Raw genomic sequence first — 25,529 nt, 5'->3', positions numbered from 1 at the left:
ATAGCTAAATATTAGCTTCACCTATCAGAATCACGTCTTCAATAGTACTATGCTTCAGTCTGTTACAACATATCGTGAGTTGGAAAGTATTGCGAATCTTTGGTCTTTAATTTCAAATCCTGTCCTTTGCCTGGTTACCGCCTATGGCGATAAGCAGTACCCTAAGCGAAGCAAAATTGACCTTTGAAGATTGTTAAACCAACCCCTAAAAATAGGGGGTATTTCGCAGATCGCTCATTTTATGAATAGCATGAGCCTATTAGAGATACTATTTCTAAATTAATCATATACAAAATAAAAATATGACAACAAATACCCCTTATCCATCTCATACCCTCAACAGATCATTACATTTATAATCATTTATCAACGTCCTTAAGACCCATTAGTAAAGAGATTGCCCTAGATGGAACAAGCGACATAATCACTATTCTTTGTACAGAATACTCATTCGAAAATCCAGTATTATATCGTCTAACCATGCCTGTGTAATGAAGGATATTTACCAAATGAATGGAAACAATTTCCAGGTATGTTTTTGATAGTCAGTGTATTTTTCTCCAAAAACGCTAATTAAAAACTTCTCTTCAATTGAAACACGATAGACGTATGATCCCGTAATAAGGATCAGGATAATCATTGTACTCCAAAAGCCTTGTAAAGTCACGCCCGTTGCTACCAGAAATAGCCATGCTCCTGTGTAACTAGGGTGTCTTAAATAGCTATAAGGCCCCGTTTTTATTAACGTTGGAGTGATCTTTCCAACGGTATTCGTAAAGTTTTCTTTAAGTTCTCGAATGGCTATGTATCGAAAGGTCAAGCCCGTAATCATACCCATAAGTCCCAGATAGAATGCATAATTATTTTCCTGAGAATCAGGCATATTTCTTATAAAAATCCAGTCTATCATCAAAACCCATTGCCCTAGCCAGCTGGTTACTAAAAGAATAATCATTGAACCTCGATCCTTCGTGTTTTCAAAATCTGCTTTGGTGATAGTTGGCTGGGTTATCAACAGCATTGCACATCCGACGACTACTGGTATTAGTTGCCAAGTAGTTAAGCTTAAGTCGTGATTACGTAGGAAATAAATCAAAACAGGCAGGCCATAAAAGAGCAATAAAGTGAAGGCTACTTTAAAGTAATTTTTCATTGAGCGTGGAGATTTAGGGCCGAGTTTTTTCAGCCCGCGTAGTGTTGGCTACCAGGATTAAAAAAGTAAAATGGAGAAGTAGGGAAACTTATCGGCTGAGGCCTTCAGCCATCATTTGGAAAGTCACTGCAATGAAGTAGAGATTTTCATTCTTTGGGTAAGTACCGAGGTAGGGAAGATTTTCAAGAAAACTGCCTTCTTTTCTGTCATTAAGGCAAGTAGGAATGGTTTCGAACTGGAATGACTTCCGCAGGGACCGTCCTAAAGCCGTTCGGACAATGGCAACGAATCCCGATAAATTCCAGCGTTTTCCGTAATACAAAAAAGCTTTTTGTATCAAAAGAAGTACTTCAGGAGGGGCCTGAGGCTCAATTGCCAAGCGTCCATACTCTACGGTGCGGTTCCAGTCGAGCGGTAATGAAGATTTGTGAAAGTCTACCTGAAAAAGATCTTCTCCCGGAAAAATTCCATTCGTAGGAAACATAAGAGATGCCGTACCGAGAAGCTTGTCATTCTGGTCATATACCACCAGCACTTTCGTACGGTAGCGTTGACTCGTATGCAATTTACTGGCTTCAATCTGGTGGGTCTCCCAGTAACGCCGCTCCACCAGTGCGTAAGCTTCTGAGATTTCCTTTTTGTTTCGTGCGAGTCTGGCTCTCATGATTGTAGTGTTTTTCTAATTCACTACTGAATCGGGACGACTGCACTGAAACGTCAGGTGAAAATTTCCTTTTCTAAAAAATATTTTATAATTATCTATAAATCAGAATTATAGCTGTATTATTTTTTCCTGGCCGGAATAATTTCAAAAACAAAAGACGCTGTTCCTAACTGATCTAAGGACATTTCATTGGGTTTACTTCCACGAAAATTCGACCGAAAAAGCTTCTGATAAGGATGGTCAGATTCTTGTTCTGGGATATTGCCCCGATTAAGTACAGCCGTTCGTAAGTCAAAGGGCTGGGAGGCCATCAATAGCTTGTACATCTCGGTACCATAAGGCGGGGAAATCATTTCAATTGGGTAATGAAGTGTTTGTTGCGGCTTAAGGTAAAGCCCTTCCTTGCCCCATCCTTTTCCCGGTAGAAGAACCGATGTTTTACCCTGAGGCTCAATATCGATCAGGTTGAAGTAAAAAGCCGTCTTGCCCGTATTGGTGATGCTCAGCCAACCCTGATCCTGCGTGGAAAAGGTAGGGTAACCACCCGAATCTGTTCGTTTTTCTACAACTTTGTAGTTGCCCTGTTCGTCTTTTTCCAGACGAACGGGTACGAGTTCGAGTTTTGCCTGAAAAGAATTCGAAGACTGGAGGGTTAACTCCCGCAACAATTTCGCCTGAATGTAATTTTGCAGGGCCTCTTCCGTTTTATAAACCCATTGGTCGTTCAACGGCAACTTTTGCCAAACCTCTGCATCCTGCTGGTGAATGATGAAAAGAGTATCCCTTTGTTCTTTTACCAGAACCTCCGCAGAATCGCTAACCCAAACCAAGGCCCCATTATTCTCAAGTCTCTGATAAAGAATACGTTGCTTCTTCTCTGACAACTCCGCTTTGAGGCGAAGCTGACAGTTACCCAAAGCTTTTGAGTATTCATAAACTTTGTAGAAATCCATTGAAGAAGTAGGAAGTGGCTGCTTTAAATGGACCTTGGACTGAAAAGCACTACTCTCTATTACTTCTCCTTCCAGATCGTCGTCGCCTCGAGGGTTATCAACCGAACGTAACCGAACTTTCGCTCCCTTGAACAAGCCCGAAAGTGTTCCTGCCGCCACCGTTACTTGGGTACGAAACTGGTCAACAAATCCAGTTATAGAATAAAATGTCGGACGAATAACCCCCATCCCACCCAGAACCAATTCTTCGGTATCTCCCTCTAACTGAGGCGTTTGACCTGGGGCCTTTTGGGCCATAATGGTTGAAATTACTTCGAAAAAAACACGATAAACCGTTCCTTTTTCCAACTGTTCGAAAGCTTTACTAATGGCATAGCTTAGCGACCCTATTTTCTTGCCTGCGTCATCTTTGGTTTCGTAATTAGGCTGCGTTGATTTCGCTCCGCTGATAAATACAAGCTTACCTAAGCCTCGCCCCGAGCGGCTTTCAAACAAACCCGAGCCATTTTCGGTGGAAAGAAAATCGCTGATCATCCCACTTTCCCCCCTCACTTGCGACTCTCCGCGAGAGGCCGTTCCCGAATGGCAGGAATCCAGAAACAGCACCACTTGCCCGGACGAACCTACCTTTCCCCGCAAACGATCCAGCCAGGTGCCTAACTCATCATCCCTCAGGTGAAGCGTCCCTGAATAGAAGGCATCAAAACGCTTAGGAGCGTCGTAAGGCACCAGGCATTCGTCTTTACCATCGGCTTCGTCACCCGTATCGTCCTTTAACTGACAGCCGTGCCCAGAATAATGAATCACTAACTTGTCCCCCGGCTGGGCCTGATTATAAAGCTGTTGCAGGGATTGAGTAATGCCTTTTCGGGTAGCCTGAGCATTGGTACAGGTCAGGATACTGCCAAATTCCTGACGTTGCAAGGTCTCTGTCAGTACCAGCCGATCGCGATCTGCATTTAAGGCAGCCCAATTCTTGTCCGCGTAATGAGCAATAGTAATAAGTAGGGCTTTTTTGGATGGATTTTTCGCCAAACTCCAGGATACTGAACCTAGAAAGAGCCATCCACACACCCAGAAGTGGGGAAGAATCAAGCTTTTTCCCATAGCTTTCCTATAAAGATTCCAGCATTTTCCGGGCAGATGACTGGTAAGAATGTTGCTTATTACCAGCCATTCGCTTTAATAAATCAAGAGCATTTTCCCGCTGATGATTTATTAAATACGCTAAAGTCAGATACCATTCCGTTCTTTCTTTGAGCATTCCTACGGGTTCTTTACTTAACACCTTTTTGAAATCTGAAATAGCAGCTTCTTCATTTTTCAGGGCCAAATTAGCCAGACCGTGATAGTATAAGGCACAACTCAGCTTTAATCTCGATTGGGTCAAACGTAGTGTTTGTTCGAATAAGCCGTTGTAATACGACTGACGAATGGACGCAGGTAAATCACTACAGAAAACACCTTGGTCATCTCCACGGCTTTCGGCTTCGGGTTGGTAATAAGCTTCAAACACCTGATCCTGCCGATACGCACGAACCTGCATCAGCATAACGTAACCTATTCCCAGAAGTACTACCAGTGAAGCCACAAGCCACGCATAACGCTTCATGGACTTCAAGGATCGCACGGGCGTTGCATCCTCGTGATTACCCTCCTTTTCAACGGTCGGGCTTATTTGCTGAACCTGGTATTCCAACCTCAATTCTTCCAGTCCCCGATGAAGACGCTGATAGGTGTCTAATCGTTTACGTAGCTCTGGCTCCTGTTGCAGCCTCTGCTCAAAGTCCTCACGTTCAGACTTTAGCATCTGGTCTTTCACATAAGCCTCAATATCTCTCTGGTCAAAAATCAAATGCCATTATACGCTAAAATTAGTGATGTCATTAGTCCGTTTATCTATTACCAGCCTCGTTGAACCAAAATGCTTCGCAGTTGTTCCTGACAGCCCCGGTAGGAGTTTTTGGCATGCCCTTTAGAAATGGAGGTTCGTTCAGCCACTTCCTCCCAGGAACACCCATGAATATCCCTTTCAATGATGATACTCTGACAGGGCTGGCCCAGCTGTTTTAAAGCATCTTCTACAAATGCTTTTGTATCATCTACCGACTCTTCCGTCAATTCCGGGAAATCACCGGTTGGTTTTCGGGTACGGAGTATATCAATCCAACCATGCACCATCATCGGATGAATATAAACTAATATCGTAGCTTTCTCTGGCCCCTGATAACTTCCCCGCTCAATTGCATCCATGAATTTATGCAGGACTTTAGTGAGTAGCGTGTCCGTATCATCCCGAATATCAACCGGGCTATTATTCGAAACATGGCGATAAAATTTATAATAGACCAGTTTTATAAACTCTTCAATAGCAGCATTATACTGCCTTCGAATTAGTCCTAATTCCTTTCTTAGTTGAGTATAATCATTCAGTTTAAGTATAGCTACTAATTGCTCTAATTGAGTATCATTTGGAAAACGTAAAAGTGCTTCCTGCGTTTTTTCTTTCGCTAATAAAATCGTCTTCTCCTGAAATCGTTGTTCGAGTTTTTGCAACCATTCCATTCTTTCTTCGACGGTAATAGTAGCCTGTACTAAAGCCTCATCAGCCCGAGTCCAGATTAATGCATAATCAATCGATAACTCCGACAAACGATTCTGTTCCAGTCGATTATTACTAAGCCAGTCGGCAAATACCGTTGCTTTTTCTTCAGAAATAGGGATTGATTGAAAAGCCCTTCCCAGAAAAAGACCTCGATACATTCGTAGTTCCTTTGAAAGACCGTCGCTGGGTTTTAAGTACATAGAGCTAACCATTAATTCATTCCGATACTATTTTACTTAAAAAAAATTAAGTACCACTATTCATTACATCATTCTTTTTAAATAAATCATCGGATTAACTTCCTAAAAGTGGACAAACAGTTTGTAGAATTTAGGAAGCTATTTACACTGGCTCAGGCTTTTTAAAATTACATCAGAAATTGCCGCAAATTTGAAAACAATATTGCCATGAGCCATCAACAACAAGTAGAACATATGAAAGAATTAGCCCGCCAACTGAGCTGCCCCGACGGCGAAGAAGGAATTAAAACGGGTGAACATATGAACATTAACAACGCCTTCATGACCTCCCTTACCATTGATTCGCTGGAGTTGCTTCCGGGTCAGAACGTATTGGAAATTGGACCGGGTAATGGGAGGCACGTCAATTATTTACTCGAAAAATACCCCCATGTTACCTATCGGGGCGTGGACATTTCGGAAACCATGGTAAGCGAAGCCCGGCGACTTGTTCGTTCAAATCAGGCTCATTTTCAGTTAATTGATGGAGAAAAATTACCCTTTGCTGACGCGAGCTTTGATGCTCTTTATACCGTGAATACCCTTTATTTCTGGAAAGAACCCCTGGCTTATGCTCAGGAAATGGCTCGGTGCCTAAAACCTGGCGGTACGCTACTCCTGGCTTTTGCAGTGAAAGAATTCATGGAACATTTACCTTTTACCCAACACGGCTTTGAGCTTTATGAAGAAAAAACGGCAGTAGAGCTTTTGCAAGAAGCTGGTTTTCAGATCGTAACTACGAATCAGCAAACGGAAGAAATTTTGAGTAATGCCGGACACCCGGTTGTGCGTACCTTTGTACTCATTACCGCTCAAAAGTAAATCTCCGTTATGGCTTACCCCTTTGCCGCCCTCGTTGGGCAGGAACCCCTGAAACTGGCCTTATTACTCTGTGCTATCAATCCCGGCATTGGCGGTATTTTGATTCAGGGCGACAAGGGAACGGCTAAAAGCACCGCGGCCCGCGGGCTGGCTGAGTTAATGCCGTCCCTGCAACGTGTGGCTCAGTCTCGTTACAATGCCTCCCCCGAGGAGTTACTCGAATGCTGTGAAGCCTGCCAGTTGAATCCTGGTTCTTTCGAAGTCGTTCCGGTTCCTTTTGTTACGCTTCCCCTCGGGGCTACGGAGGACCGGGTTTTGGGACATCTGGACCTGGAAAGTGTTCTCAACGAGAAGCGTAAGAAACTACAACCCGGCCTGTTGGCCACGGCTCACCGGGGCATTTTATACATTGATGAAGTAAACCTGCTGTCCGACCATCTGGTCGATGTGCTGCTCGACGTAGCCGCGATGGGAGTGAATACCGTTCAACGCGATGGTTTGTCGATTAGTCACCCATCGCGGTTTATGCTCATCGGCACGATGAATCCCGAAGAGGGTAATCTTCGGCCTCAGTTTCTGGATCGTTTTGGATTAATGGTAGACGTGCAGGCCCCAACGGATTTCAACGAACGAACCGAAGTCATTCGCCGCCGCATCGCCTATGAAACAAACCCCAAAGCGTTCATCGATACATGGGCTGCCGAACAAACGAACCTAACGCAACAAATCGAGCGGGCCCGACAGTTGTTACCTTCGGTAGCTATGCCAGAAGGATTATTAACCCTTATCAGCCAACTTTGCACTCAACTAAATGTCAGCAGTTTACGGGCCGATATTGTTCTTTATAAAACGGCGTTGACCTTAGCCGCTTACCATAGCCGGACTACCGTTACGGCTGATGATGTCAAACAGGCTGCCGAATTGGTATTACCGCACCGCCGCCGCAAAAAACCGTTTGAACCGAATCACTGGAATAACTCGGAGCTGGATGAGTTAATGAATCAGTTACCGCCACCACCGGAAGAAACAGGGAATAACGATACCCGCGAAAATAACCCCGCAGATTCCACAGATTCCGATTCTTCCGAAGAAGTTTTTGACAGTGCCCCGGTGGCTTCTTTCCCCTCTTTGCAAGTCGAAGATTTTCGGATGAACGCTTCGGCGGGGCGACGCAGCATTACGGAAAACAGTAACCGGGGCTTTGTGACGCAAACCATCGCCAATGCCCAGACCAAAGATTTAGCCATTCAGGCCAGCGTTCAGCAGGCTATCATCCGTAATCCTGATCATTTTTCCTTACAAAAAGAGGATCTTCAGGCGAACGTCCGAAGTGGCAAAACCGGACATCTGATTGTTTTCGTAGTGGATGCCTCGGGTTCAATGGCGGCTAGTCGTCGGATGGAAGCCGTGAAGGGAAGCGTCCTGAGTTTATTAACTGATGCTTATCAGCGTCGGGACACGGTAGCCGTCATTGCTTTTCGGGGCGTAGAAGCTCAGTTGGTACTTGAACCTACCCAAAGCGTCGAGCGGGCCGAAACGGCTCTACGGGCTTTGCCCACCGGCGGACGAACGCCATTACCCCAAGCGTTACAACTGGCCCAGGACTTACTGAACCAGCGGAAAGAAAACCCCTTACTGATTATTTTGAGCGATGGCAAAGCAAACGTTCCACTACCCGGCGGCGGCGATGCCTGGCAGCAATCCCTGCAAATCGCTCAATCCCTGCGACAGGTACCCACCCTCGTGCTGGACACCGATACGGATTACCTGCGGCTCGGCAAAGCCAGCGAACTGGCGGCGGCGTTGGGAGCGGATTGCGTATCGCTGGAAGCATTATCCGCCGAAACCCTGACCCGAACCATTGTTAAGCAACTCCAATAAATGAATCGCGTGCATTCATCTGCCCAGCTTCGACCCATTATGTTTGTGGGGACAGCTTCTGACGTAGGCAAGAGCATCATTACCGCCGGATTTTGCCGGATTTTTAGACAGGATGGTTATGCTCCCGCCCCATTTAAGGCTCAGAACATGTCCCTGAACAGTTATGCCACGCCAGAGGGGCATGAAATGGGCCGGGCTCAGGCCGTGCAGGCAGAGGCTGCGGGTATTCCCTGCCATACGGATATGAACCCGGTACTACTCAAGCCTACCACCGATCAGCGTTCGCAGGTGATTTTGAACGGTAAACCCGTAGGCTCTCAGTCGGCATACGAGTATTTCCGCACGACCGACCGAACGGAGCTGTTTGGCTCGGTAACCCAGGCTTTTGACCGATTATCCCGTCGTTATTCTCCTATCGTTATGGAAGGTGCAGGCAGTATTTCGGAGCTTAACTTAAAACATCGGGATATTACTAATCTTCGCATGGCTCAGCACGCTGGGGCAGCCACTTACTTAATCGGAGATATTGATCGTGGGGGCTTATTCGGCTCTGTTTACGGAACCATTGCTCTTCTGACACCCGAGGAACGGGCCTGTATGAAGGGCATCATCGTCAATAAATTTCGCGGCGACGCCCGACTTTTTGAGGATGGAAAACAAATGCTCGAAGAACTCACGGGCTTACCTGTCGTGGGAATACTACCTTATTTTCGGGATATATTCATTGAAGCCGAAGACTCTGTTTCGCTGGAATTGAAACAGCGAAACCCTACGAAAAATAAGGTCAATGTCGCGGTGATTCTACTACCCCGCCTTTCAAACTTTACCGATTTTGATCGACTGGAAAAAGACTCCCGCGTCCACCTGTTTTACACCCACCGCCCGGCTGACCTTGAGCAATCGGACCTCATTATTCTGCCCGGTAGTAAGAATACGATTGAAGATTTACTTTTCCTGAAAAACAACGGCATGGCCGAAGCTATTATTAAGGCTCATAAATCAGGAAAAACGGTGATTGGCATTTGTGGAGGATACCAGATGCTCGGCGAACAGATTGAAGATCCTTTGCACATAGAATCGTCTGTCGATTCTATTCCGGGTCTCGGACTTTTGCCCGTTCGCACGGTGTTACAGGCCACGAAAACCACGCTTCAGCGGCAGTTTCGTTTCCGGGCCTCGGAAGAACGTTGCCTGGGTTACGAAATTCATATGGGGGAAACTTACGTAAATGGCGAAAGTCAGCCCTTAACCGAGTTCGATTCGGGTGAAAGCGAGGGTTATTACCTAGACGAGACCTGCTGGGGTAGTTACCTGCACGGTATTCTGGATAATCAAGTCGTAGTCGATTCGCTGCTTTCCCGCTTTACATCGGCGGAGGTAACCCCTTTCGATTACGCTGCCTACAAGGAAGAACAATACGATAAGCTCGCCGCTATGATTCGGGCGAATGTTGATTTAGAATTGATTTACAGTCATTTAAAAAAGTAAGGTATGCTGGAAGGACACGGCGATGATGGGTATCGTTTTTCGGGAAAAATTCGGGCCGACTTCAGTACCAATGTCTGGTACGGCGGGGAGCCTGTGGGCCTGAAAGCCTATTTATTTGACCGCTGGGAAAAAGTAAATCGTTACCCCGAAGTATTGGCAGAGACCCTGTCCGAGCGGATTGCCCAACATCATCAGCTGTCCACGTATCAGGTGTTGGTTAACAGCGGTTCAACCGAAAGTATTTACCTTATTGCTCAGGCATTTGCGGGTGCCCAAACCACCATTATTACCCCCGCCTTCGCCGAATATGAAGATGCCTGTACGCGTTTTCAGCATCAGCTTCAGTTTGTAAACTGGTCGAAAAAAGAAGTATTACCCCAAAGCGATCTGGTTTTTATCTGTAATCCCAACAATCCAACCGGAGCTGTTTTCAGCGAACTGGAAAAGTGGTTAATCGATTATCCATCCACCCTTTTTGTCATAGACGAGGCTTTTATTGATTTCACCAAAGCCCTTGCATCCAGCATTCATTTATTAGCTCAGTATTCGAATCTGATTATCCTTCGTTCCCTGACAAAAACGTACGCTATTCCCGGTCTTCGACTGGGTTATGTATTGGCTTCTCCCGGGTTAATTGATCGATTAAAGTACCAGAAACAGCCCTGGACGGTTAATACCTTAGCTCTCGAAGCAGGACATTTTATCTTCGAACATTTTAACGAAATTCAGATTCCTTTACTATCCCTGTTAGCAGATAAAGAGTCGTTTGTTCAGGCGTTAAAGCAGATAGAATTCCTGGAAGTTGAGGACAGCGAAACTCATTTTTTTCTGGTAAGAACCCGTATAGATACAGCGGCAGCATTGAAATCTTATTTGCTGGAAAAGCACGGTTTATTAATTCGAAACGCCAGTAATTTTAGAGACTTAAGCCCGCAACATTTCAGGCTGGCTACGCTTCGTCCTTCTCAAAATCAATTATTACTTTCTGCCTTACACGAATGGTTTTAAGCCTTGCCGCTTTATTCATCGGCTATGCACTGGATTTATTCATCGGTGATCCTGATCACTGGCCGCATCCCATTCGGGTGTTTGGTAATGCTATTTATGCAGGAGAAAAAAGATTCAATACAGGTAACCATCGGTTCTGGAAAGGCTTGGGTATGAGTCTGTTCTTATGTCTGTTGGTGTTTGCTTTTTTTACTTGCATTAACCATTTACTCCAACTCTTACCTCAAAGCCTCTGGTTGATTTTCAACGGAATTATGGTGTGGTACGGACTAGCGAATCACAACTTAATCAGCGAGGGAAAAAACGTTTTTAAAGCCTTGAATGAGGGCGGTGTTGAAGCAGGGAGAACCCAGCTTTCGCGGATTGTCGGTCGCGATACCCGAAACTTAAGCCCTCAGCAAATCAGAATTGCGGTACTGGAAACCATGTCCGAAAATCTAAGCGATGGCGTAATTGCTCCCTTGTTTTATTATGCTCTTGCGGGGGTTCCCGGAATGATGACCTACAAAATGATTAATACGCTGGATTCGATGATTGGGTATCGCAATGAACGGTACGAGCAATTCGGCAAATTTGCCGCTCGCCTGGACGACGTTGCCAACTTCATTCCCGCCCGATTAACGGCCTTACTAATGATCCTGGTTACCTTCAGCAAACGCGGGCTTACGTTCGTTTTCCGTTACGGCAACCAACACAAAAGTCCGAATTCGGGTTACCCCGAAGCAGCTTTGGCGGGTATTTTAAATTGCCGTTTCGGCGGACCCAATGTCTATCATGGGAAGCTCGTGGATAAGCCTTACATCGGAGCAACGGAACGAATGATTGAAGATCAAGAAATCAAACAGGTCAGCCGTATTAACCATTTGACCTGTTTATGGATGATTCTGCTTATTGCTATGATTTTCTACGCTTTATCCTAACGCCTTGCTGACCTGGTTTTACGTTCTGGATTAGGCGTTGGCATTCCCCCGAAATTTCGGAAATGATACATAAAGCTTACCAGAAAATACCGGGATAACACCCGATTCTGCCGTTCTTCCGTGTAGAGTTCCGTGACGTTACGCGTCACGCTCCGGTTCTGATTAAGTAAATCAAACACCCGAATCTGCATTTCCGCCTGCTGTTTTTTCAAAAATTTCTGACTAACCGTTACGTTCCAGAGCGTATATCGCTGGGCCGGACCGGCCGTATTTCCGCCATAATGTTGATAGGTCGCATCCGTGCTAAGCCTCAGGTAAAAATCCCACTCGTAATAAAAGCTTGCGGATACGGAGGTATTGATAAACGATGTATTTCGCTGACTTTGCAGGGAATAGTGAGCGGACTGGTACGTCAGCATGGTCCGTAGGTTATATCCCAACCGTTCCTGATACGAAGAATTTAATTGTAGTTCGGGACTGATCAGTAAAGAATTAGCTTGATTAACCTGGCCATTGACCAGAGTCAGGCTGCGGTTATAGTTAATGGAAGAGCCTGTATTAACCTGTAATTTCAGAAACTCAAGCTGACGTCCATAATTAACATTACCCGATACCATGTAATGGCCGTTGGTATTCAGGGGAAGCGTCGTTTGAACGCCCTGCTCATCAAAACGGACCGATTGTATAATTTTATTGGTGACCTGATTAGCATTAATGTTAAGAAAGAAATTCTCAAAAGTCGTCGAATTAAAAGAGTTATAATTCAAGTTCATTGAATGATGGAATTCCTGCCTCAAGTCGGGATTACCCAGTCGAATGAGTAAAGGATTTGTATTATCAGCCACGGGCTGCAACTGATCTACGGTTGGGGCTTGCGTTTGCCCCTGATAATGAAGCCGGAGGTAACGATCCTTTTTTACTTTAAAACTTACCATGGCTGTGGGTAACAGACTGATAAAGTCTTTAGTAATATTCTGCGACGTAGATCTACTGCTAAGGCTTGCCTGCTGGACATCCATTCCCAGATTGAAAAGATTCTGGCCTTGATTTCGCTGGAATAATACGCCCGCTGCATGACTGGGGTAACTCGACCGAAAACGATTGGACAGGGAGTCATTGAAGCGGTCATACCTGCCCGTTGTTTCGTTATAGTCGCGAACTTCCCGATTGGAATACGAGGGATTTTTCTGGAATCGGTAATGAAACTCAAGTCGGTTTTTTTCCGAAAGCGGTTCACTGTACGAAACATATACCTGATGACGGGAAGAACGGGTCGTTTGTTCATTTTCCTGATTAATCGTCTGGTTTTGTCGCTGACCAAAGAATTCGTTCGTAGACTTGGTTAATCCTTCATTTTTTTGATGATTCAGAGAAAGCGTATAGGTGACCATTACGTTTCTCCCTTTCTTGTGAAAGTTTCGATTCAGGAAAGCGTTAACCGAACCATTTAAACTTTGATTATACGTTGTATTTTCAGTACTACTTTGATTAATCGGATTCAGAAATTCTGAGCCTATGGGAAACATTTGTGACTGTCGATGGGAAAGATTACCGGATTGCTGAAGCGAGACATTCGAATTCAAACGGAAACTGGTCAGCGAATCAAATTCATGGTTAAAATGGAGATTCAGCGAATGGGTGGTGTTTCCAGCATTGGACGAACTCGATTCCCGCACCTGATACGAGGTATCGGGCAGTGCATACGTGCGAATGCTTTGCTGGTCATTAAGGGATTTAACCCGATTAGCTCGATAATTGATACCCAGGTCTGTTTTCTTGCCCCAACGATTTTGATAATTTACTCCCCCTACTAACGTTCGATTAATGGATGAACCACTGCCGGGGCCACTATTGGTATTATCTGCCTGAGCAATTACTGAAAATTGCTGCGATTCTCGAAAACGGTTTAGATTGAGTCGAACCCCATATCGCGGATTTCTTTCACTCTGATCGGGGCCAATACTGAATTCCTGATCGCCGAATAAACCTTTTCGTCGGTCTTTTTTGGTGACAATGTTGATGGTTTTACTCCGCGACCCGTCATCCATTCCCGACATTTGGGTTCGCTCTGATTTCTGATCAATCAACTGAATTTTCTCGACTATATCAACGGGCAAATTTTTCGTTGCCATTTTAGGATCACCGTCAAAAAATGGTTGCCCATCCACCAGAATCTTCGGCACATCCTGGCCCTGAGCCTTGATATTTCCGTCTTTATCGACCGTAATGCCGGGTAATTTGCCGAGTAACTTTTCTATGACCGCACTGGGCTCCGTCTGAAAAGCTTCTGGATTATATTCTATCGTGTCTTTTTTAACCGTCACCGGCGGTGCCTGCCGGCGAATAACCACCTCAGCTAAGGTACTGGCTTGGGTGAGAAGTGGAATAGTGTCTAGCTGAATATCAGAAGTATTTACCTGAAAAACTGAACTATAATTCTGATAACCTACGTAGCTAATGACCAGATGGTATTTGCCTTTCGTAACACCCGAAAGGATAAACTGCCCAGCTTCATTACTACGAGCTCCTTTCACCAGAACAGAATCCGAAAATGTAAAAAGGGTAACACTGGCATCCGACAGATTCACCCGAGTGTCCGAATCCTGAATTCGACCTCGCACCTGCACCTGAGCACTAGCCCACGACCAAACCCCACAAATCAGGATTAAAACCCAAAGAAATCGCATTGCATAAAAAATAAACCCCGCCCTTCACTCCTGACTCTACGCAAAGATGAGAAATGCTTTTGATTGAATACGTCAATCACGATCAAGATGTTGTACGGTCCTGAAAACCGTCGCCCTTCTCAATCAGTCGTAAGCCATTCCCTTAATCATCACTTAACAATTTGATCATCTGTCCTTTATAACTTTTCTTCTTTGTAAAAGCCTTTTCATTCCTGCCGTCCTTGGCTAAAATTTTAGACTTTCTGCTGTCTACTATTCTTTGGCATTTTTTAAAGAAGCATTCAGGTATGTTCAGGTTTTTAAAAAATTTCAACTTTTTATTCTGAAAGAAGGGATAAATTAAAAATTCCGTGTGTATACCTAATTGAAGAGACCATGAACGAAGCATTACAAGTATATCAGACCTATACAACGATCGAATTCTTTAAGGATGAAACGTTCGTTGACAGTGTAAAACATCCCACGTCCGAAAAAGAGCAGTTCTGGCAGGAGCTATTACGGACCTATCCTGATCGTCGTCCTTTTGTAGAAGAAGCCCGGCAATGGATTGAATGGTTGCAAAACCAGCCTCTATACATTCCTCAGCAATCTGAAACGGAAGCCTGGGGACAATTATGGGAAAAGATTGAAGAGAAAGAGCTTTACCAGCGAACATACATCCGCCCGATCCGTCGGGCCACGCAGTGGGCTTCAGCGGCGGCGGCAGTCGTTCTGGTCTTTTTCGCAGGCCGTGAACTTATCCAATTGGGAGATCAGCAGGTAGAAACTCCTTTTGGACAACTCAGCACGATTACCCTGCCGGACGAGACGGAAGTGGTCTTGAACGGTAATTCGAAAATTCACTATTCCCGGAACTGGAAATCTAGCAAACCCCGCGAAATATGGGCGGAAGGCGAAGTTTCTTTTCACGTCAAGCACGTGGCTATTCAAAACCGGGTACAGGAGTCTGATTCCTTCCGAGTACACGTAAATGGATTAAATCTGACGGTGTTAGGAACTCGTTTCAACGTCAAGTCACGGCGGCAGAAAACGGAAATATCACTATTGGAAGGACGCGTCAAAGTTGAAAAACCCGGCGTATTCGTCCGTTACCTCAAACCGGGAGAAAGTCTGGGCTACGATGCCCGAACCAGCCAGTTGCAGGCTCTTGATCGCAGTCCGCAGGCGAATGCGGCCTGGGTTAACAAAGAGCTTGAACTTACCGGATATACCATGGCTGATGTAGTGGGCATACTGGAAGATACCTATGGCTATACCGTCACTGTTGACAAGCCAGAATTATTGAGCAAGCGGTTGAATGGAACGGTTCCGGCGGCGAATCCGGACGACATTTTATTCGTGATTGAAAAAGTATTTGATGTAAAAATCGAAAGGCAACACCAGCATCTGATTATACATACCCCCTAAGTTTATGAAAAAACCCTTATTGTTCCTTGTCTGCTTACTCCTAACGGGTCCGGCTGCCTTCGCTCAGCAACGGATCACCCTGAAACAGGCTCTGGCCAAAATCCAGGCTTTTTACGGAACCAAGTTTTCCTACGCCGAACACTTGACCGATAATATGTATGTTCAGCTCAAAACGCCGCTGTCAAAAAACCAGCCAGTAGAGAATGTACTAAAGGAAATTCTCTACCCCAATAAACTCTTATTTCTATACGTTCAGCACAATTACTACACCCTGATTAAAGATACCCGCGACCAACCCTCGAAGAACCGAGTGGAGACTTCCGCACCTGGTTATACAGAAACCGTCGAGCCAGAGTCTGCCTACATCGAGACCATTCGCGGCACGATTACCGACAGTCACGGCAAACCACTGATTGGGGCAACGATTAAATCCGACCGGGGAAATGTCGGCGTAACTGCCAATAGCGACGGTCAATATACGCTTTGGCTCAAGCAACCCACCCAGCACATTACGGTATCTTTTGTCGGGATGGTTACGCAGCGGGTGGCCGTTGGTAACCGAACCATGATTAACGTCATCCTGGAAGAAAACACGCAGGAATTAAAACAAATTGAAATTCTCTCGACGGGTTATCAGAAAATTCCAAAAGAGCGGGCTACGGGTTCTTTTAGCCAGGTAACCAAAGAAATTAAAGATGTTCCCAGCATTAACCTGATGGAGCGTCTGGAAGGAGCCATGCCTGGCGTAAACTTTAATGTCCGCAAGAACACTATCCAGATTAGGGGTGTAAATTCTTTTGGATCAGGTGCAAATACCAATCCACTCATTGTCATTGATGGCTTCCCGGCCATTGATCCTGAGTTAACCAGCCGTGGTACTTCCCAGTATACGGCGGGGGCCATTTTAAGTCGTTACAATCCAGAAGACATTGCTTCCATCACCGTTCTGAAAGATGCCGCCGCTACGTCCATCTGGGGAGCACAGGCCGCCAACGGCGTAATCGTGATTGAAACAAAAAAGGGCCGGCCCAATACCTCTTCCATTAATTTCAGTAAGAACCTGAGCATCTCTCGTCCCGCTGATTTGTCAAGTTTAACAACCATGAGCAGTGCGGAATACATCGCTCTTGAAAAAGAGCTCAAAGACCGTGGTTTTTATTCTGACCCAACCAAATGGGATTCTTCCTGGATGAATTTCAACCAGAATCGTCCCCTCAGTGATGCGTTGGAATGGATGTTCCGGGTGGATCGGGGCACAGCAACGGTTAGTCAGCGGGATTCGGCCTTAAGTGCTCTTGCGGGGATTAATAATCAGGGTCAAATTCGTAAACTGCTTTTACAAAACGCAATTTCCCAGCAGTATAACCTCTCTCTTTCAGGAGGTGGGCCGAATAGCACTTATTACCTTTCAACGAATTACAGTAAGGATATTCCCGTTTTTCGCAGCAATCAATCCGAAAGTTACTTTGTGACGGCTAATCTGGGTAACCAGTTTTTTCAGAACCGCCTTCGACTCAACACCAGCCTCAATTATAACATTAGTAATAGCATCAATAATTCAGCGGCTATTAATGCCATTACCACAAGTAACCTGGGCCTTCGTCCCTATGAGTTACTCGAAGACGCTCAGGGAAATCACATTCAACGGTATTACGTGTATCGGCAGGATGTCGCCCAGGCTTTTGAAAAGAAGGGTTACCTGCCCTATGGGTACAATCCTATTGATGAATTGAATTATTCGAAATACACCACGCAGGAAAATCGCCTTCGCTTTGGAGCAGACTTAACGGGTATGCTTACGGATTGGCTCGATCTGACTGTGGCCGGACAATGGCAGCGAAATCTGGTAAACGGTGTGAGTCTTGACGAATTGCAAAGTTACAACATGCGAAACCGACTCAACTATGCCACCAGCATCAGCCCCACTACGGGCAGCATCGTATATGGTATACCGTTCGGAGGTTCGATGATAAGCAGAAACCAGATTAATGACAGTTATTCGTTGCGTGGACAGTTCAATATCAACAAGAGCTGGCATCAGTTTGCTCAGTTAAACATGGTAGCGGGCAGTGAAATTCGGCAGACCTTCAATAATGACCAACAGCAAACGCGTTACGGATACAATGCCGATACCCGTAGTTCACTGGCCTTTAATCCTTCTATGGCTTACACCACCATTGACGGATATAGCAGCATCCTTGGCTATAACGACGGAGCAATTACCTATGACCGCATGCGGTACCTGTCGTATTACAGTAATGCGGGACTTTCATTTCTTAATAATCGCTATTCTTTATCGGCTAGTATTCGTTTTGATGATTATTCGCTCGCCGGCATTTCACGGAGTCGCCGGGCCCGTCCCCTGTGGTCTACGGGCGTTAAGTGGAATATCAAGTCCGAATCGTTCATGAATACCGTCTCGTTTTTTGACGATTTACAGCTTCGCCTCACGTATGGAATAGCCGGAATCATTCCAACCGCTACCTCCAACAGCACCTTAATTAATACGTTTGGAGCTGATAACCTCACGAATGAAGCTTATGCCAGCATTTCAACGCCCGCCAATAGTCAATTAAGCTGGGAAAAAACGGCAAGTAGTAACATAGGACTCGATTTTGTACTGCTTAAAAATCGCCTCTCGGGAAACTTTGATGTTTATAAGAAAAAATCTACGGATATTCTCGGACAGTTTCCTTACAATTCTACCTACGGCTGGTCTACGCTTAAGTTTAACTCGGCATCCATGGAAAATCATGGTTATGAGCTAGGCTTGAAAGCAGAAGTAATTCAATACCGGGGTTTCCGATGGTCCTCTGCGTTCAACGTTTCTTACAACACCAATAAAGTTACCGATACCCGATTTAACCAAACTACCGTGGGGCAGATCCTGAGTAATGTATTTCTAAACGGAATGCCTACGGATTACCTGTATGCGTATCGCTGGGCTGGCCTTGATAACCGCGGACAAGGACAGATTTATAATAAAAGTGGAGAAATCGTTTCGGATCAAGTCGGTGTCAATAGCTTAACTCGTGAAGACTTGGTATATGTGGGTCGGACAACGGCACCCTATTTTGGAGCTTTCATTAATAACTTTTCATACAAGGGCTGGACGCTGGCGGTTCGGTTTACCTATGCCATGGGACACGTCTTCCGTCGTCCTTCAATAGATAACTATCCTGATTATCAAGCAACTGCTCTTTCAGGACTGATGGGAACTCAGAAAGATCTGGCTCTTCGCTGGCAAAAGCCCGGGGACGAAGCTTTCACCAACGTACCCGGTCTGGCCAACATTAGTTATAACAGCGTAAGTCGATATAAGTTTTCCGATCTTCTCACGGAGAGTGCCAGTCATATTCGCTTTCAGCAACTTTCACTGGGTTACCAACTGGGCGAATCACTACTAAAAAAGTTACCCGTAAAATCAGCCAGTCTGAACGTAACGGCTCGTAACCTGGGTCTGATTTGGGTGAAGAATAAAGCGGGCGTTGATCCCGAGTATTACCGCACGAATAACTACGCTAACCTTCCTCCGGTAACAAGCTTTTTCTTCGGCCTAAACGCTTCTTTCTAATGATCCTAGCCAATATGAACATGAAAAAATACATCTCGATTTTATCAGTTTCCTTATTGGTCATGACTTCGTCATGCCGGAAATACGTGGAGATTGAAATCAATAACAGTAACAACCGACTTCTGAAATATACTTCTGATTTTCAGTCTCTTTTAAATAACTATACGGTTTTTACAGCAACGCCTTCATTACCTATGCTTTCGAGTGATGATATTGATGCCGGGGCCGATCAGGCCGCCCAAAACCGTCTAACCACGGACCAGAGTAATGTCTATACCTGGGCCGAAAACTATTACGACGCTACGCAAAGCGACGCGGGCTGGGATCAGCTTTATAACCAGATCTACGTCTGCAATGAGGTGCTTGCTAAAGTAATGACCAGCGAAAATGGAACCGACGAAGCAAAGCATAAGATTTATGCGGAAGCTCAGGTGCAACGATCCTATGCCTACCTCACGCTGATTAATCTTTACGCACCGATTTACCAAAAAGATAAAGCAAACACCACTCTCGGGGTTCCCTTATTACTCGTTCCTGATCTTTTCCAAAAGTTAAATCGGGTATCCCTGGAAACCGTTTATCAACAGATTTTCAAGGACATAGCCGAAGCTTTGCCTTTTTTACCTACTTATCCGAGTTTAAATACCCACCCCGGAAAAGCCGCGGCTTATGCCACATTGGCCCGAGCCTATCTGATGCGTCAGGAGTATGCACTGGCTCAGGAAAATGCCCGTAAGGCTCTGGAAATCCAGAACACACTGGTTGATTTAACTACCTATCAGACCAGCCCTACGCAATATCCCCGTCACCTGAATAACCCGGAAATCATTCTTTCGAAATCGGCCTTATTTAATACTAATATTCCGCTCAATCCTGCTTTATTACAGCTATTCGACACAAACGATCTTCGCTATATGCTCTTTACGCGGGTCGGTACGGCTTTTGCCCCGAACATTGTGGGAAGGGGATATTATAAAGGACGCTTGACTGTAGACTTTTCTATTAACTCAGGACCTAGCGTTGGCGAGATGATGTTAATTCAGGCCGAGGGCTTTGCTCGGAATAACCAGACTGATCAGGCCCTTCAGGTACTCAATACCCTGCGTGCCAAACGCTTCACGGCGGCTAATTATAAAGCTTTACAGGCCACTACCGCTCAGCAGGCTCTTGGGTACGTATTAGACGAACGTCGCCGGGAACTCATGGGAACCGGTCTTCGCTGGCTCGACCAACGTCGGCTAAGTCTGGAAAGCCAATGGGCCAAATCGGTCACTCGAACGTACAAGAATGTAAGTTATACCCTGGCTCCAGCCAGCAATCGCTACGTCTACCCGATTGGACCGAAATACATTGATCTCAATCCTGAGATTCAGCAAAATGACCGTTAATTTTTCCTATATGAAATCTCCTTTTGTTATTCTTGCCTGTCTGGCCCTTCTGCTCAGTAAGGGCTTGCAGGCTCAGCAACTCACGCTTACCCCGCAAAAACCAGTAGCGGGGAAGACGCTTCAAGTGCAGTATTCACCCCAAGGCAGTTCGCTAAAGGCGGGTGTACCCGTTTTAGGGGAGGCGTTACTCTACCAAAATTATTCCTGGACACGAGTGGACTTGCCTTTGGAATCAAAAGGCAATCTCTATCAGGGACAACTTTTGATCCCCGCCCCAACTGCCTTTGTTGCCTTTCGGTTTTTTCAGGGATCCCCTTTCAGGCCCGATCAACTGGATATTCAGAAAAGTTATGGACTGACAACCGTTAGCTCCACAGGTCAGACTTTACCCGGTAGTGCGTTGGCTTCCGTTATCTTCCAGATGCCTACTCTGGATAGCCATATGCCCTTTTTTTGGAATGATATGCAACCTGCCTTATCAACAGAAATACTTCAGAAAGCCCTCCAAACGGAGTTAAAAGAACCCGCTCGGGTAAAGCACTTCATTCCTATGTACCTAACCATGCAAAAAGCCATTCTGGGTAAGTCTTTTACGCAGCAAGCTCCGGCATTACTCGCCAAATTGGAAGCCATTCCTGACTTATCAGAAGCGGATCGCCTGGAGTTGGCTCGGTACTATAGATATGATTTGAAAGACAAAAACCGGGCCGATCAAATAGAACAATCGGTCATTCAGGGTAACCCTACGGGGCCTTATGCCCGATTGGCCGCTTCTCATGAGTTAATAGGAGCAAAATCTCGGGAACAGATGATTAGTAAATCAGAAAGTTTTCTGAAGAAGTTTCCTTATGACGAATGGAAGAAAAACGCTACTAACCAGGCTTTTATTTATTACGAAGTTCACCGAAACCTAGCAACGGCTTATTTCGAAACTCGTCAGTTTGGTCCACTCCTGGCTTTGCTTCCCCAGCTTGATTTTAAAACAACCAATGAAATTGCTCGCTGGAATATTCATCGTGCATTTACTTTCAAAATGCTTCCGCTGGATAGTATTAACTTGATTTCAACACCTTTCATCAAGCATCTGATCCAGAACGTAAAGGATGGCTCGTACGAAGAACCGAACGTTTTCACGGCCAAAGATGCCCAGATACAGGCCGCTAATCAACTGGATGAGCGGTTATACATTCACCTGAGTCTGTTGCATGAATTGGGAAAAGATCAGGAGGCGGAATCCTATTTCAACCATTTTTCGGAAAAAGGGAAATACGCCAATGCCGAGTTCAACGAAACCTACCTTCAGATACTCGAAAAAACGGGATCTCCTATTCAATCCTTTCTGGAATCGTGTGCTAAAGCGAATGCTCTTACCCCACTAATGCTGGAAAAATTACAGTCGGAATTTGCTAAGAAAAAAGGCTCCGCTGATGGTTTCCAGACGTACTTGTCTTCCCTAAAATCGGACGAAGAAAAAGCCGAACTGGAAACGTACGTCAAACAGCATTTACTCAATGAAGAAATCATGCCGTTTGCTCTGGAAAACCCCGAAGGAAAGCTGGTGCGTTCCAGTGATTGGGAAGACAAAATCGTAGTAATTGACTTTTGGGCTACCTGGTGCAAACCCTGTATTAGTGCCTTTCCCGGTATGCAAATAGCCGTTGATAAATATGCCAAAGACCCGGAAGTGGCTTTTTATTTCGTGGGAACCATGCAACACGATAACTACAAGGAAAAATCGGAAGGCTATATCAAGAAGATGGGCTATCGTTTTAACCTTCTACACGATGGAATTAATAAGAAAACAGGTGAGCAAAACGCGGTATTCAGCACGCTGGCACCCCGCTTCAATTCGTCAGGCATTCCTCGGAAAATTGTGCTTAAAAATGGCATGATGCGGTATAGTTCCGAAGGCTACTCGGGTAGTCCAAGTAAGCTGGTGGACGAATTGTCTACGGTCATTGAAATCCTTAAGTCCGAGAAATAAGCCATGAATACGACCACATGTTACCTGGCCCTGGCCTTAGGCTTACTAACGATTTCAGGGGTGAATGCTCAGGTAAATCCCAAAGAAAAGTTTGCTTCGGCCTTAAGAGCGATTGAAGCCAATTACGTCGATCCCACCGATGATGAACAGCTAACGGATGCTGCCATTCGAGCCATGATTAAGGAGCTTGATCCGCATTCGCAGTACATGAGTCGGAAAGAAGCCGAAGCCATGAATCAAGCCATGAGTGGAAATTACGCCGGAATTGGCATTCAGTACCTCATGCAAAATGACAGTCTGTTTATTACCCAGATTGTACCGGAAGGCCCCGCCGAAAAAGCGGGTTTGCGGGCCGGAGACCGGATTATTGCCATTGACGGTCAGCAACTGGCCGGGAATGGGCTTTCGAATCTCGACATTATGAAGAAAATCCGGGGAGAGAAAGGGCAACCTATTTCCCTAACACTTGTTCGTCGCAGTTCCCCTGATCCTTTAACCGTAGCACTCACTCGGGGTACCATCCCCAATAGATCCATCCGGAGCTATTACATGGTCGATAAAACCATTGGCTATATTTCGCTGGGCATTTTCAATACTACTACCCGTTCCGAGCTTGATCAGGCCTTGAACGCTCTGAAAGCCCAGGGAATGAAAAGCTTGATTCTAGACTTGCAGGGGAATGGGGGTGGTTACGTACAGGCCGCTATCGGTGCCGCCGATGAATTTTTGAATCAGGAAAAACTCGTGTTCTATAGTGTGCCCCGTGATGGCGGTAAAGATTACTATTATACTGGAGGTCAGGGGCAGTTCATGACGGGGAACATGGTGGTTCTGATTGATCAGTCCACGGCTTCTTCCAGTGAAATTCTAACCGGAGCCTTACAGGATTGGGACCGGGCCGTGGTAGTAGGTCAGCGGAGTTTTGGAAAAGGTCTGATGCAAAAGCCCGTGACCTTACTGGATGGATCGGTGCTGCAACTGACGGGTGCCCGTTATTACACTCCAGCAGGACGGTCTATTCAGAAACCTTACCACGGCCATGCTTACGAAGACAACCTGACGACCCGACTGAAAAGTGGGGAGTTAACGGATGCCCAGAACATTCATTTTCCGGATTCCCTCAAGTATAAAACCCTCGTAGGTAAACGAACCGTGTACGGGGGCGGGGGCATTATGCCTGATGTCTTCGTTCCGATTGATACGCTGGAGTTTTCTCCTTACTTCCAGCAACTGGTGGGTTCGGGTATAATTAGTCAAATCGCTTTTGAATACATGGATCAAAATCGGGCAACGCTTCAAAAACAATACCCTGATTTCCAGTCCTATGAAAAAAATTTCCAGCTTCCAGCGGATTTAATGGAACGCCTGGCAAAAATGGGAATCACCCCTAAAGGTAATGAAGCTACCCAAGCACGATTGAAGACTATGGCTGAGTTACACCTGAAAGCTCAAATTGCCAGCCAGCTTTTTGGTAGTAACACGTATTACCAACGGATGCTGAACAGCGAAAACGGCAGTTACCTAAGGGCCATTGCTATTCTCAAAAAGCCCAAACAATACGAACAATACTTACAGATTTCACAACATTAAATCGTTTTTCCCTGATTAGTCATGAAAAGATTCATTCTTCCTGCTCTCCTACTCGCTCAGCTTAGCAGTTACGCCCAGGGCAGTTACACCATCAAAGGTAAAGTCGGTCATCTGAATAAGCCGGCCAAAGCATATCTCTATTACAAAATCCGGGGAACGAATCAGTCTTTCGTAGATTCAACCTTTCTTACGGATGGCAACTTCACGTTTAAAGGGAAAGTAGATTCACCCAAGGAAGCGAACATCCGGCTCGTTCATGACAATACGCCGAACGATCCGACCAAACGCCCCAAATTTGACGTACTGGCCTTGTTTGTTGAGGATACTGAAATTACCCTAACGGCGAAGGACTCCATTAAACATGCGACCATTAAGGGTTCGAAACTGAATGATGAGAATACCAAGGTAAACGCCATGCTGAAGCCTCATTACGACAAGTACACGATTTTAAACGACGAGTATAATAAACAGCCCGAAGAGAAAAAATCGGATAAAACGTATATCCAGAGTCTGGAAGATCGGGCAACAGCCATTCAAAACGAGATCATTGACGTAAAAATGAAATACGTCAGAAGTCACCCCGATCAGTTCATGGCTTTGATGGCTTTCAATTCAACCTTACCTCCTGAATTCGATGCCCGTAAGGCGGAAGAAGATTTTCTTAAACTCAGTGCTGCCGTCCGTAATTCTGATCTGGGAAAAGATGTAGCCGAGAAAATCCAGAAGGTCAAGAAAACCCAGGAAGGTTCTTTAGCTCCTGATTTTACCCTTAACGATGTGGCTGGTAAACCCGTTAAGCTTTCAGATTATAAAGGTCAATACGTATTACTTGACTTCTGGGCCAGCTGGTGTGCTCCCTGCCGCCGCGAAAACCCGAATTTAATCAAAGCTTATCATCAGTTCAAAGACAAGGGCTTTACCATTTTGGGGGTATCGCTGGACAAACCTGAAGGTAAAGAAAAGTGGCTGAAAGCCATTAAAGACGATGGCCTGACTTGGACTCAGGTATCGGATTTAAAAGGCTGGGATAGTCCCGCTGCCCAGCTTTATGAAGTGGAAGCCATTCCCATGAATTTTCTGATTGATAAAGAAGGTAAAATCATTGCCAAATACCTGCGGGGCGAAGCCTTGAACACGAAGCTTGCCGAGTTACTAGGCCAATAATA

17 protein-coding genes are annotated in these 25,529 nt (G+C 45.5%); 11 read left to right on the top strand and 6 right to left on the bottom strand.

Going from position 1 to position 25,529, the window contains the following annotated elements; all coding sequences use genetic code 11:
* Positions 1–502: 502 nt before the first annotated feature.
* The 5 genes from QE390_RS22770 to QE390_RS22750 form a co-directional block, all read right to left on the bottom strand.
* Entirely contained in the window at positions 503–1,153 is a 651-nt protein-coding gene (locus QE390_RS22770; protein ID WP_307144038.1) for an isoprenylcysteine carboxylmethyltransferase family protein, read from the bottom strand.
* A gap of 88 nt (positions 1,154–1,241) precedes the next feature.
* Entirely contained in the window at positions 1,242–1,817 is a 576-nt protein-coding gene (locus QE390_RS22765; RefSeq protein ID WP_307144037.1) for a hypothetical protein, read from the bottom strand.
* 119 nt (positions 1,818–1,936) lie between these two features.
* Positions 1,937–3,877, bottom strand: coding sequence for a caspase family protein (locus QE390_RS22760; protein WP_307144036.1), 1,941 nt, complete (start codon positions 3,875–3,877; stop codon positions 1,937–1,939).
* A 7-nt stretch (positions 3,878–3,884) separates the two neighbouring features.
* Positions 3,885–4,580 carry a hypothetical protein gene (locus tag QE390_RS22755; protein ID WP_307144035.1) on the bottom strand — a complete coding sequence of 232 codons (696 nt, stop codon included), beginning with the start codon at positions 4,578–4,580 and terminating at the stop codon, positions 3,885–3,887.
* A 92-nt stretch (positions 4,581–4,672) separates the two neighbouring features.
* On the bottom strand, positions 4,673–5,575 hold the full coding sequence (locus QE390_RS22750) for an RNA polymerase sigma factor (RefSeq protein WP_307144034.1): 903 nt from the start codon (positions 5,573–5,575) through the stop codon (positions 4,673–4,675).
* Positions 5,576–5,782: 207 nt separating this feature from the next.
* On the opposite strand from QE390_RS22750, the gene QE390_RS22745 reads away from it, so the two are divergent.
* The 5 genes from QE390_RS22745 to cbiB are packed head-to-tail and all read left to right on the top strand — an operon-like array spanning position 5,783 to position 11,733.
* Positions 5,783–6,436 carry a methyltransferase domain-containing protein gene (locus QE390_RS22745; RefSeq protein WP_307144033.1) on the top strand — a complete coding sequence of 218 codons (654 nt, stop codon included), beginning with the start codon at positions 5,783–5,785 and terminating at the stop codon, positions 6,434–6,436.
* A 9-nt stretch (positions 6,437–6,445) separates the two neighbouring features.
* A complete protein-coding gene (locus QE390_RS22740) occupies positions 6,446–8,317 on the top strand; it encodes a magnesium chelatase subunit D family protein (RefSeq protein WP_307144032.1) in 1,872 nt (623 codons plus the stop codon).
* Positions 8,318–9,805, top strand: a complete 1,488-nt coding sequence (locus QE390_RS22735) for a cobyric acid synthase (RefSeq protein WP_307144031.1) — start codon at positions 8,318–8,320, stop codon at positions 9,803–9,805.
* Positions 9,806–9,808: 3 nt separating this feature from the next.
* Positions 9,809–10,813 (top strand): histidinol-phosphate transaminase, encoded by a 1,005-nt coding sequence (locus QE390_RS22730; protein WP_307144030.1) that lies wholly within the window; start codon positions 9,809–9,811, stop codon positions 10,811–10,813.
* Positions 10,804–11,733 (top strand): adenosylcobinamide-phosphate synthase CbiB, encoded by a 930-nt coding sequence (gene cbiB / locus QE390_RS22725; RefSeq protein WP_307144029.1) that lies wholly within the window; start codon positions 10,804–10,806, stop codon positions 11,731–11,733. The genes QE390_RS22730 and cbiB overlap by 10 nt, the downstream gene beginning before the upstream one ends.
* Here the strand turns inward: cbiB and QE390_RS22720 are convergent.
* Positions 11,730–14,420 carry an outer membrane beta-barrel protein gene (locus tag QE390_RS22720; RefSeq protein WP_307144028.1) on the bottom strand — a complete coding sequence of 897 codons (2,691 nt, stop codon included), beginning with the start codon at positions 14,418–14,420 and terminating at the stop codon, positions 11,730–11,732. The two genes, cbiB and QE390_RS22720, sit on opposite strands and share 4 nt — an antisense overlap.
* A 375-nt stretch (positions 14,421–14,795) precedes the next feature.
* On the opposite strand from QE390_RS22720, the gene QE390_RS22715 reads away from it, so the two are divergent.
* Genes QE390_RS22715 through QE390_RS22690 form a run of 6 tightly spaced genes read left to right on the top strand, consistent with a single transcriptional unit; the run spans position 14,796 to position 25,527 of the window.
* The gene (locus tag QE390_RS22715) at positions 14,796–15,827 is read left to right on the top strand and encodes a FecR family protein (protein ID WP_307144027.1); all 1,032 of its coding nucleotides are present in this window, start codon (positions 14,796–14,798) and stop codon (positions 15,825–15,827) included.
* A gap of 4 nt (positions 15,828–15,831) precedes the next feature.
* Complete coding sequence (locus QE390_RS22710) at positions 15,832–19,401, top strand: SusC/RagA family TonB-linked outer membrane protein (RefSeq protein WP_307144026.1); 3,570 nt, start codon at positions 15,832–15,834, stop codon at positions 19,399–19,401.
* 20 nt (positions 19,402–19,421) lie between these two features.
* Positions 19,422–20,789: a RagB/SusD family nutrient uptake outer membrane protein gene (locus QE390_RS22705; RefSeq protein WP_307144025.1), complete on the top strand. Its 1,368-nt coding sequence runs from the start codon at positions 19,422–19,424 to the stop codon at positions 20,787–20,789.
* Positions 20,790–20,799: 10 nt separating this feature from the next.
* Entirely contained in the window at positions 20,800–22,773 is a 1,974-nt protein-coding gene (locus tag QE390_RS22700; RefSeq protein WP_307144024.1) for a TlpA disulfide reductase family protein, read from the top strand.
* A 3-nt stretch (positions 22,774–22,776) separates the two neighbouring features.
* Complete coding sequence (locus tag QE390_RS22695) at positions 22,777–24,363, top strand: S41 family peptidase (protein WP_307144023.1); 1,587 nt, start codon at positions 22,777–22,779, stop codon at positions 24,361–24,363.
* Positions 24,364–24,384: 21 nt separating this feature from the next.
* A complete protein-coding gene (locus QE390_RS22690) occupies positions 24,385–25,527 on the top strand; it encodes a TlpA disulfide reductase family protein (RefSeq protein ID WP_307144022.1) in 1,143 nt (380 codons plus the stop codon).
* Positions 25,528–25,529: the final 2 nt, after the last annotated feature.

Origin of the sequence: Siphonobacter sp. SORGH_AS_1065, assembly GCF_030818595.1 — a bacterium.
Classification (GTDB): Bacteria; Bacteroidota; Bacteroidia; order Cytophagales; family Spirosomataceae; genus Siphonobacter.
The sequence above is the reverse complement of the archived record's forward strand: the minus strand, read 5'-3'. Positions and strand labels throughout refer to the sequence as shown.

What these genes read in the sequence shown, in the direction of transcription:
- QE390_RS22765 (WP_307144037.1), bottom strand. Translation starts at nt 1,817, where the DNA reads ATGAGAGCCAGACTCGCACGAAACAAAAAGGAAATCTCAGAAGCTTAC.
- QE390_RS22700 (WP_307144024.1), top strand. Translation starts at nt 20,800, where the DNA reads ATGAAATCTCCTTTTGTTATTCTTGCCTGTCTGGCCCTTCTGCTCAGT.
- QE390_RS22690 (WP_307144022.1), top strand. Translation starts at nt 24,385, where the DNA reads ATGAAAAGATTCATTCTTCCTGCTCTCCTACTCGCTCAGCTTAGCAGT.
- QE390_RS22745 (WP_307144033.1), top strand. Translation starts at nt 5,783, where the DNA reads ATGAGCCATCAACAACAAGTAGAACATATGAAAGAATTAGCCCGCCAA.
- QE390_RS22730 (WP_307144030.1), top strand. Translation starts at nt 9,809, where the DNA reads ATGCTGGAAGGACACGGCGATGATGGGTATCGTTTTTCGGGAAAAATT.
- cbiB (WP_307144029.1), top strand. Translation starts at nt 10,804, where the DNA reads ATGGTTTTAAGCCTTGCCGCTTTATTCATCGGCTATGCACTGGATTTA.
- QE390_RS22735 (WP_307144031.1), top strand. Translation starts at nt 8,318, where the DNA reads ATGAATCGCGTGCATTCATCTGCCCAGCTTCGACCCATTATGTTTGTG.
- QE390_RS22770 (WP_307144038.1), bottom strand. Translation starts at nt 1,153, where the DNA reads ATGAAAAATTACTTTAAAGTAGCCTTCACTTTATTGCTCTTTTATGGC.
- QE390_RS22740 (WP_307144032.1), top strand. Translation starts at nt 6,446, where the DNA reads ATGGCTTACCCCTTTGCCGCCCTCGTTGGGCAGGAACCCCTGAAACTG.
- QE390_RS22710 (WP_307144026.1), top strand. Translation starts at nt 15,832, where the DNA reads ATGAAAAAACCCTTATTGTTCCTTGTCTGCTTACTCCTAACGGGTCCG.
- QE390_RS22760 (WP_307144036.1), bottom strand. Translation starts at nt 3,877, where the DNA reads ATGGGAAAAAGCTTGATTCTTCCCCACTTCTGGGTGTGTGGATGGCTC.
- QE390_RS22720 (WP_307144028.1), bottom strand. Translation starts at nt 14,420, where the DNA reads ATGCGATTTCTTTGGGTTTTAATCCTGATTTGTGGGGTTTGGTCGTGG.
- QE390_RS22705 (WP_307144025.1), top strand. Translation starts at nt 19,422, where the DNA reads ATGAAAAAATACATCTCGATTTTATCAGTTTCCTTATTGGTCATGACT.
- QE390_RS22715 (WP_307144027.1), top strand. Translation starts at nt 14,796, where the DNA reads ATGAACGAAGCATTACAAGTATATCAGACCTATACAACGATCGAATTC.
- QE390_RS22750 (WP_307144034.1), bottom strand. Translation starts at nt 5,575, where the DNA reads ATGTACTTAAAACCCAGCGACGGTCTTTCAAAGGAACTACGAATGTAT.
- QE390_RS22695 (WP_307144023.1), top strand. Translation starts at nt 22,777, where the DNA reads ATGAATACGACCACATGTTACCTGGCCCTGGCCTTAGGCTTACTAACG.
- QE390_RS22755 (WP_307144035.1), bottom strand. Translation starts at nt 4,580, where the DNA reads ATGCTAAAGTCTGAACGTGAGGACTTTGAGCAGAGGCTGCAACAGGAG.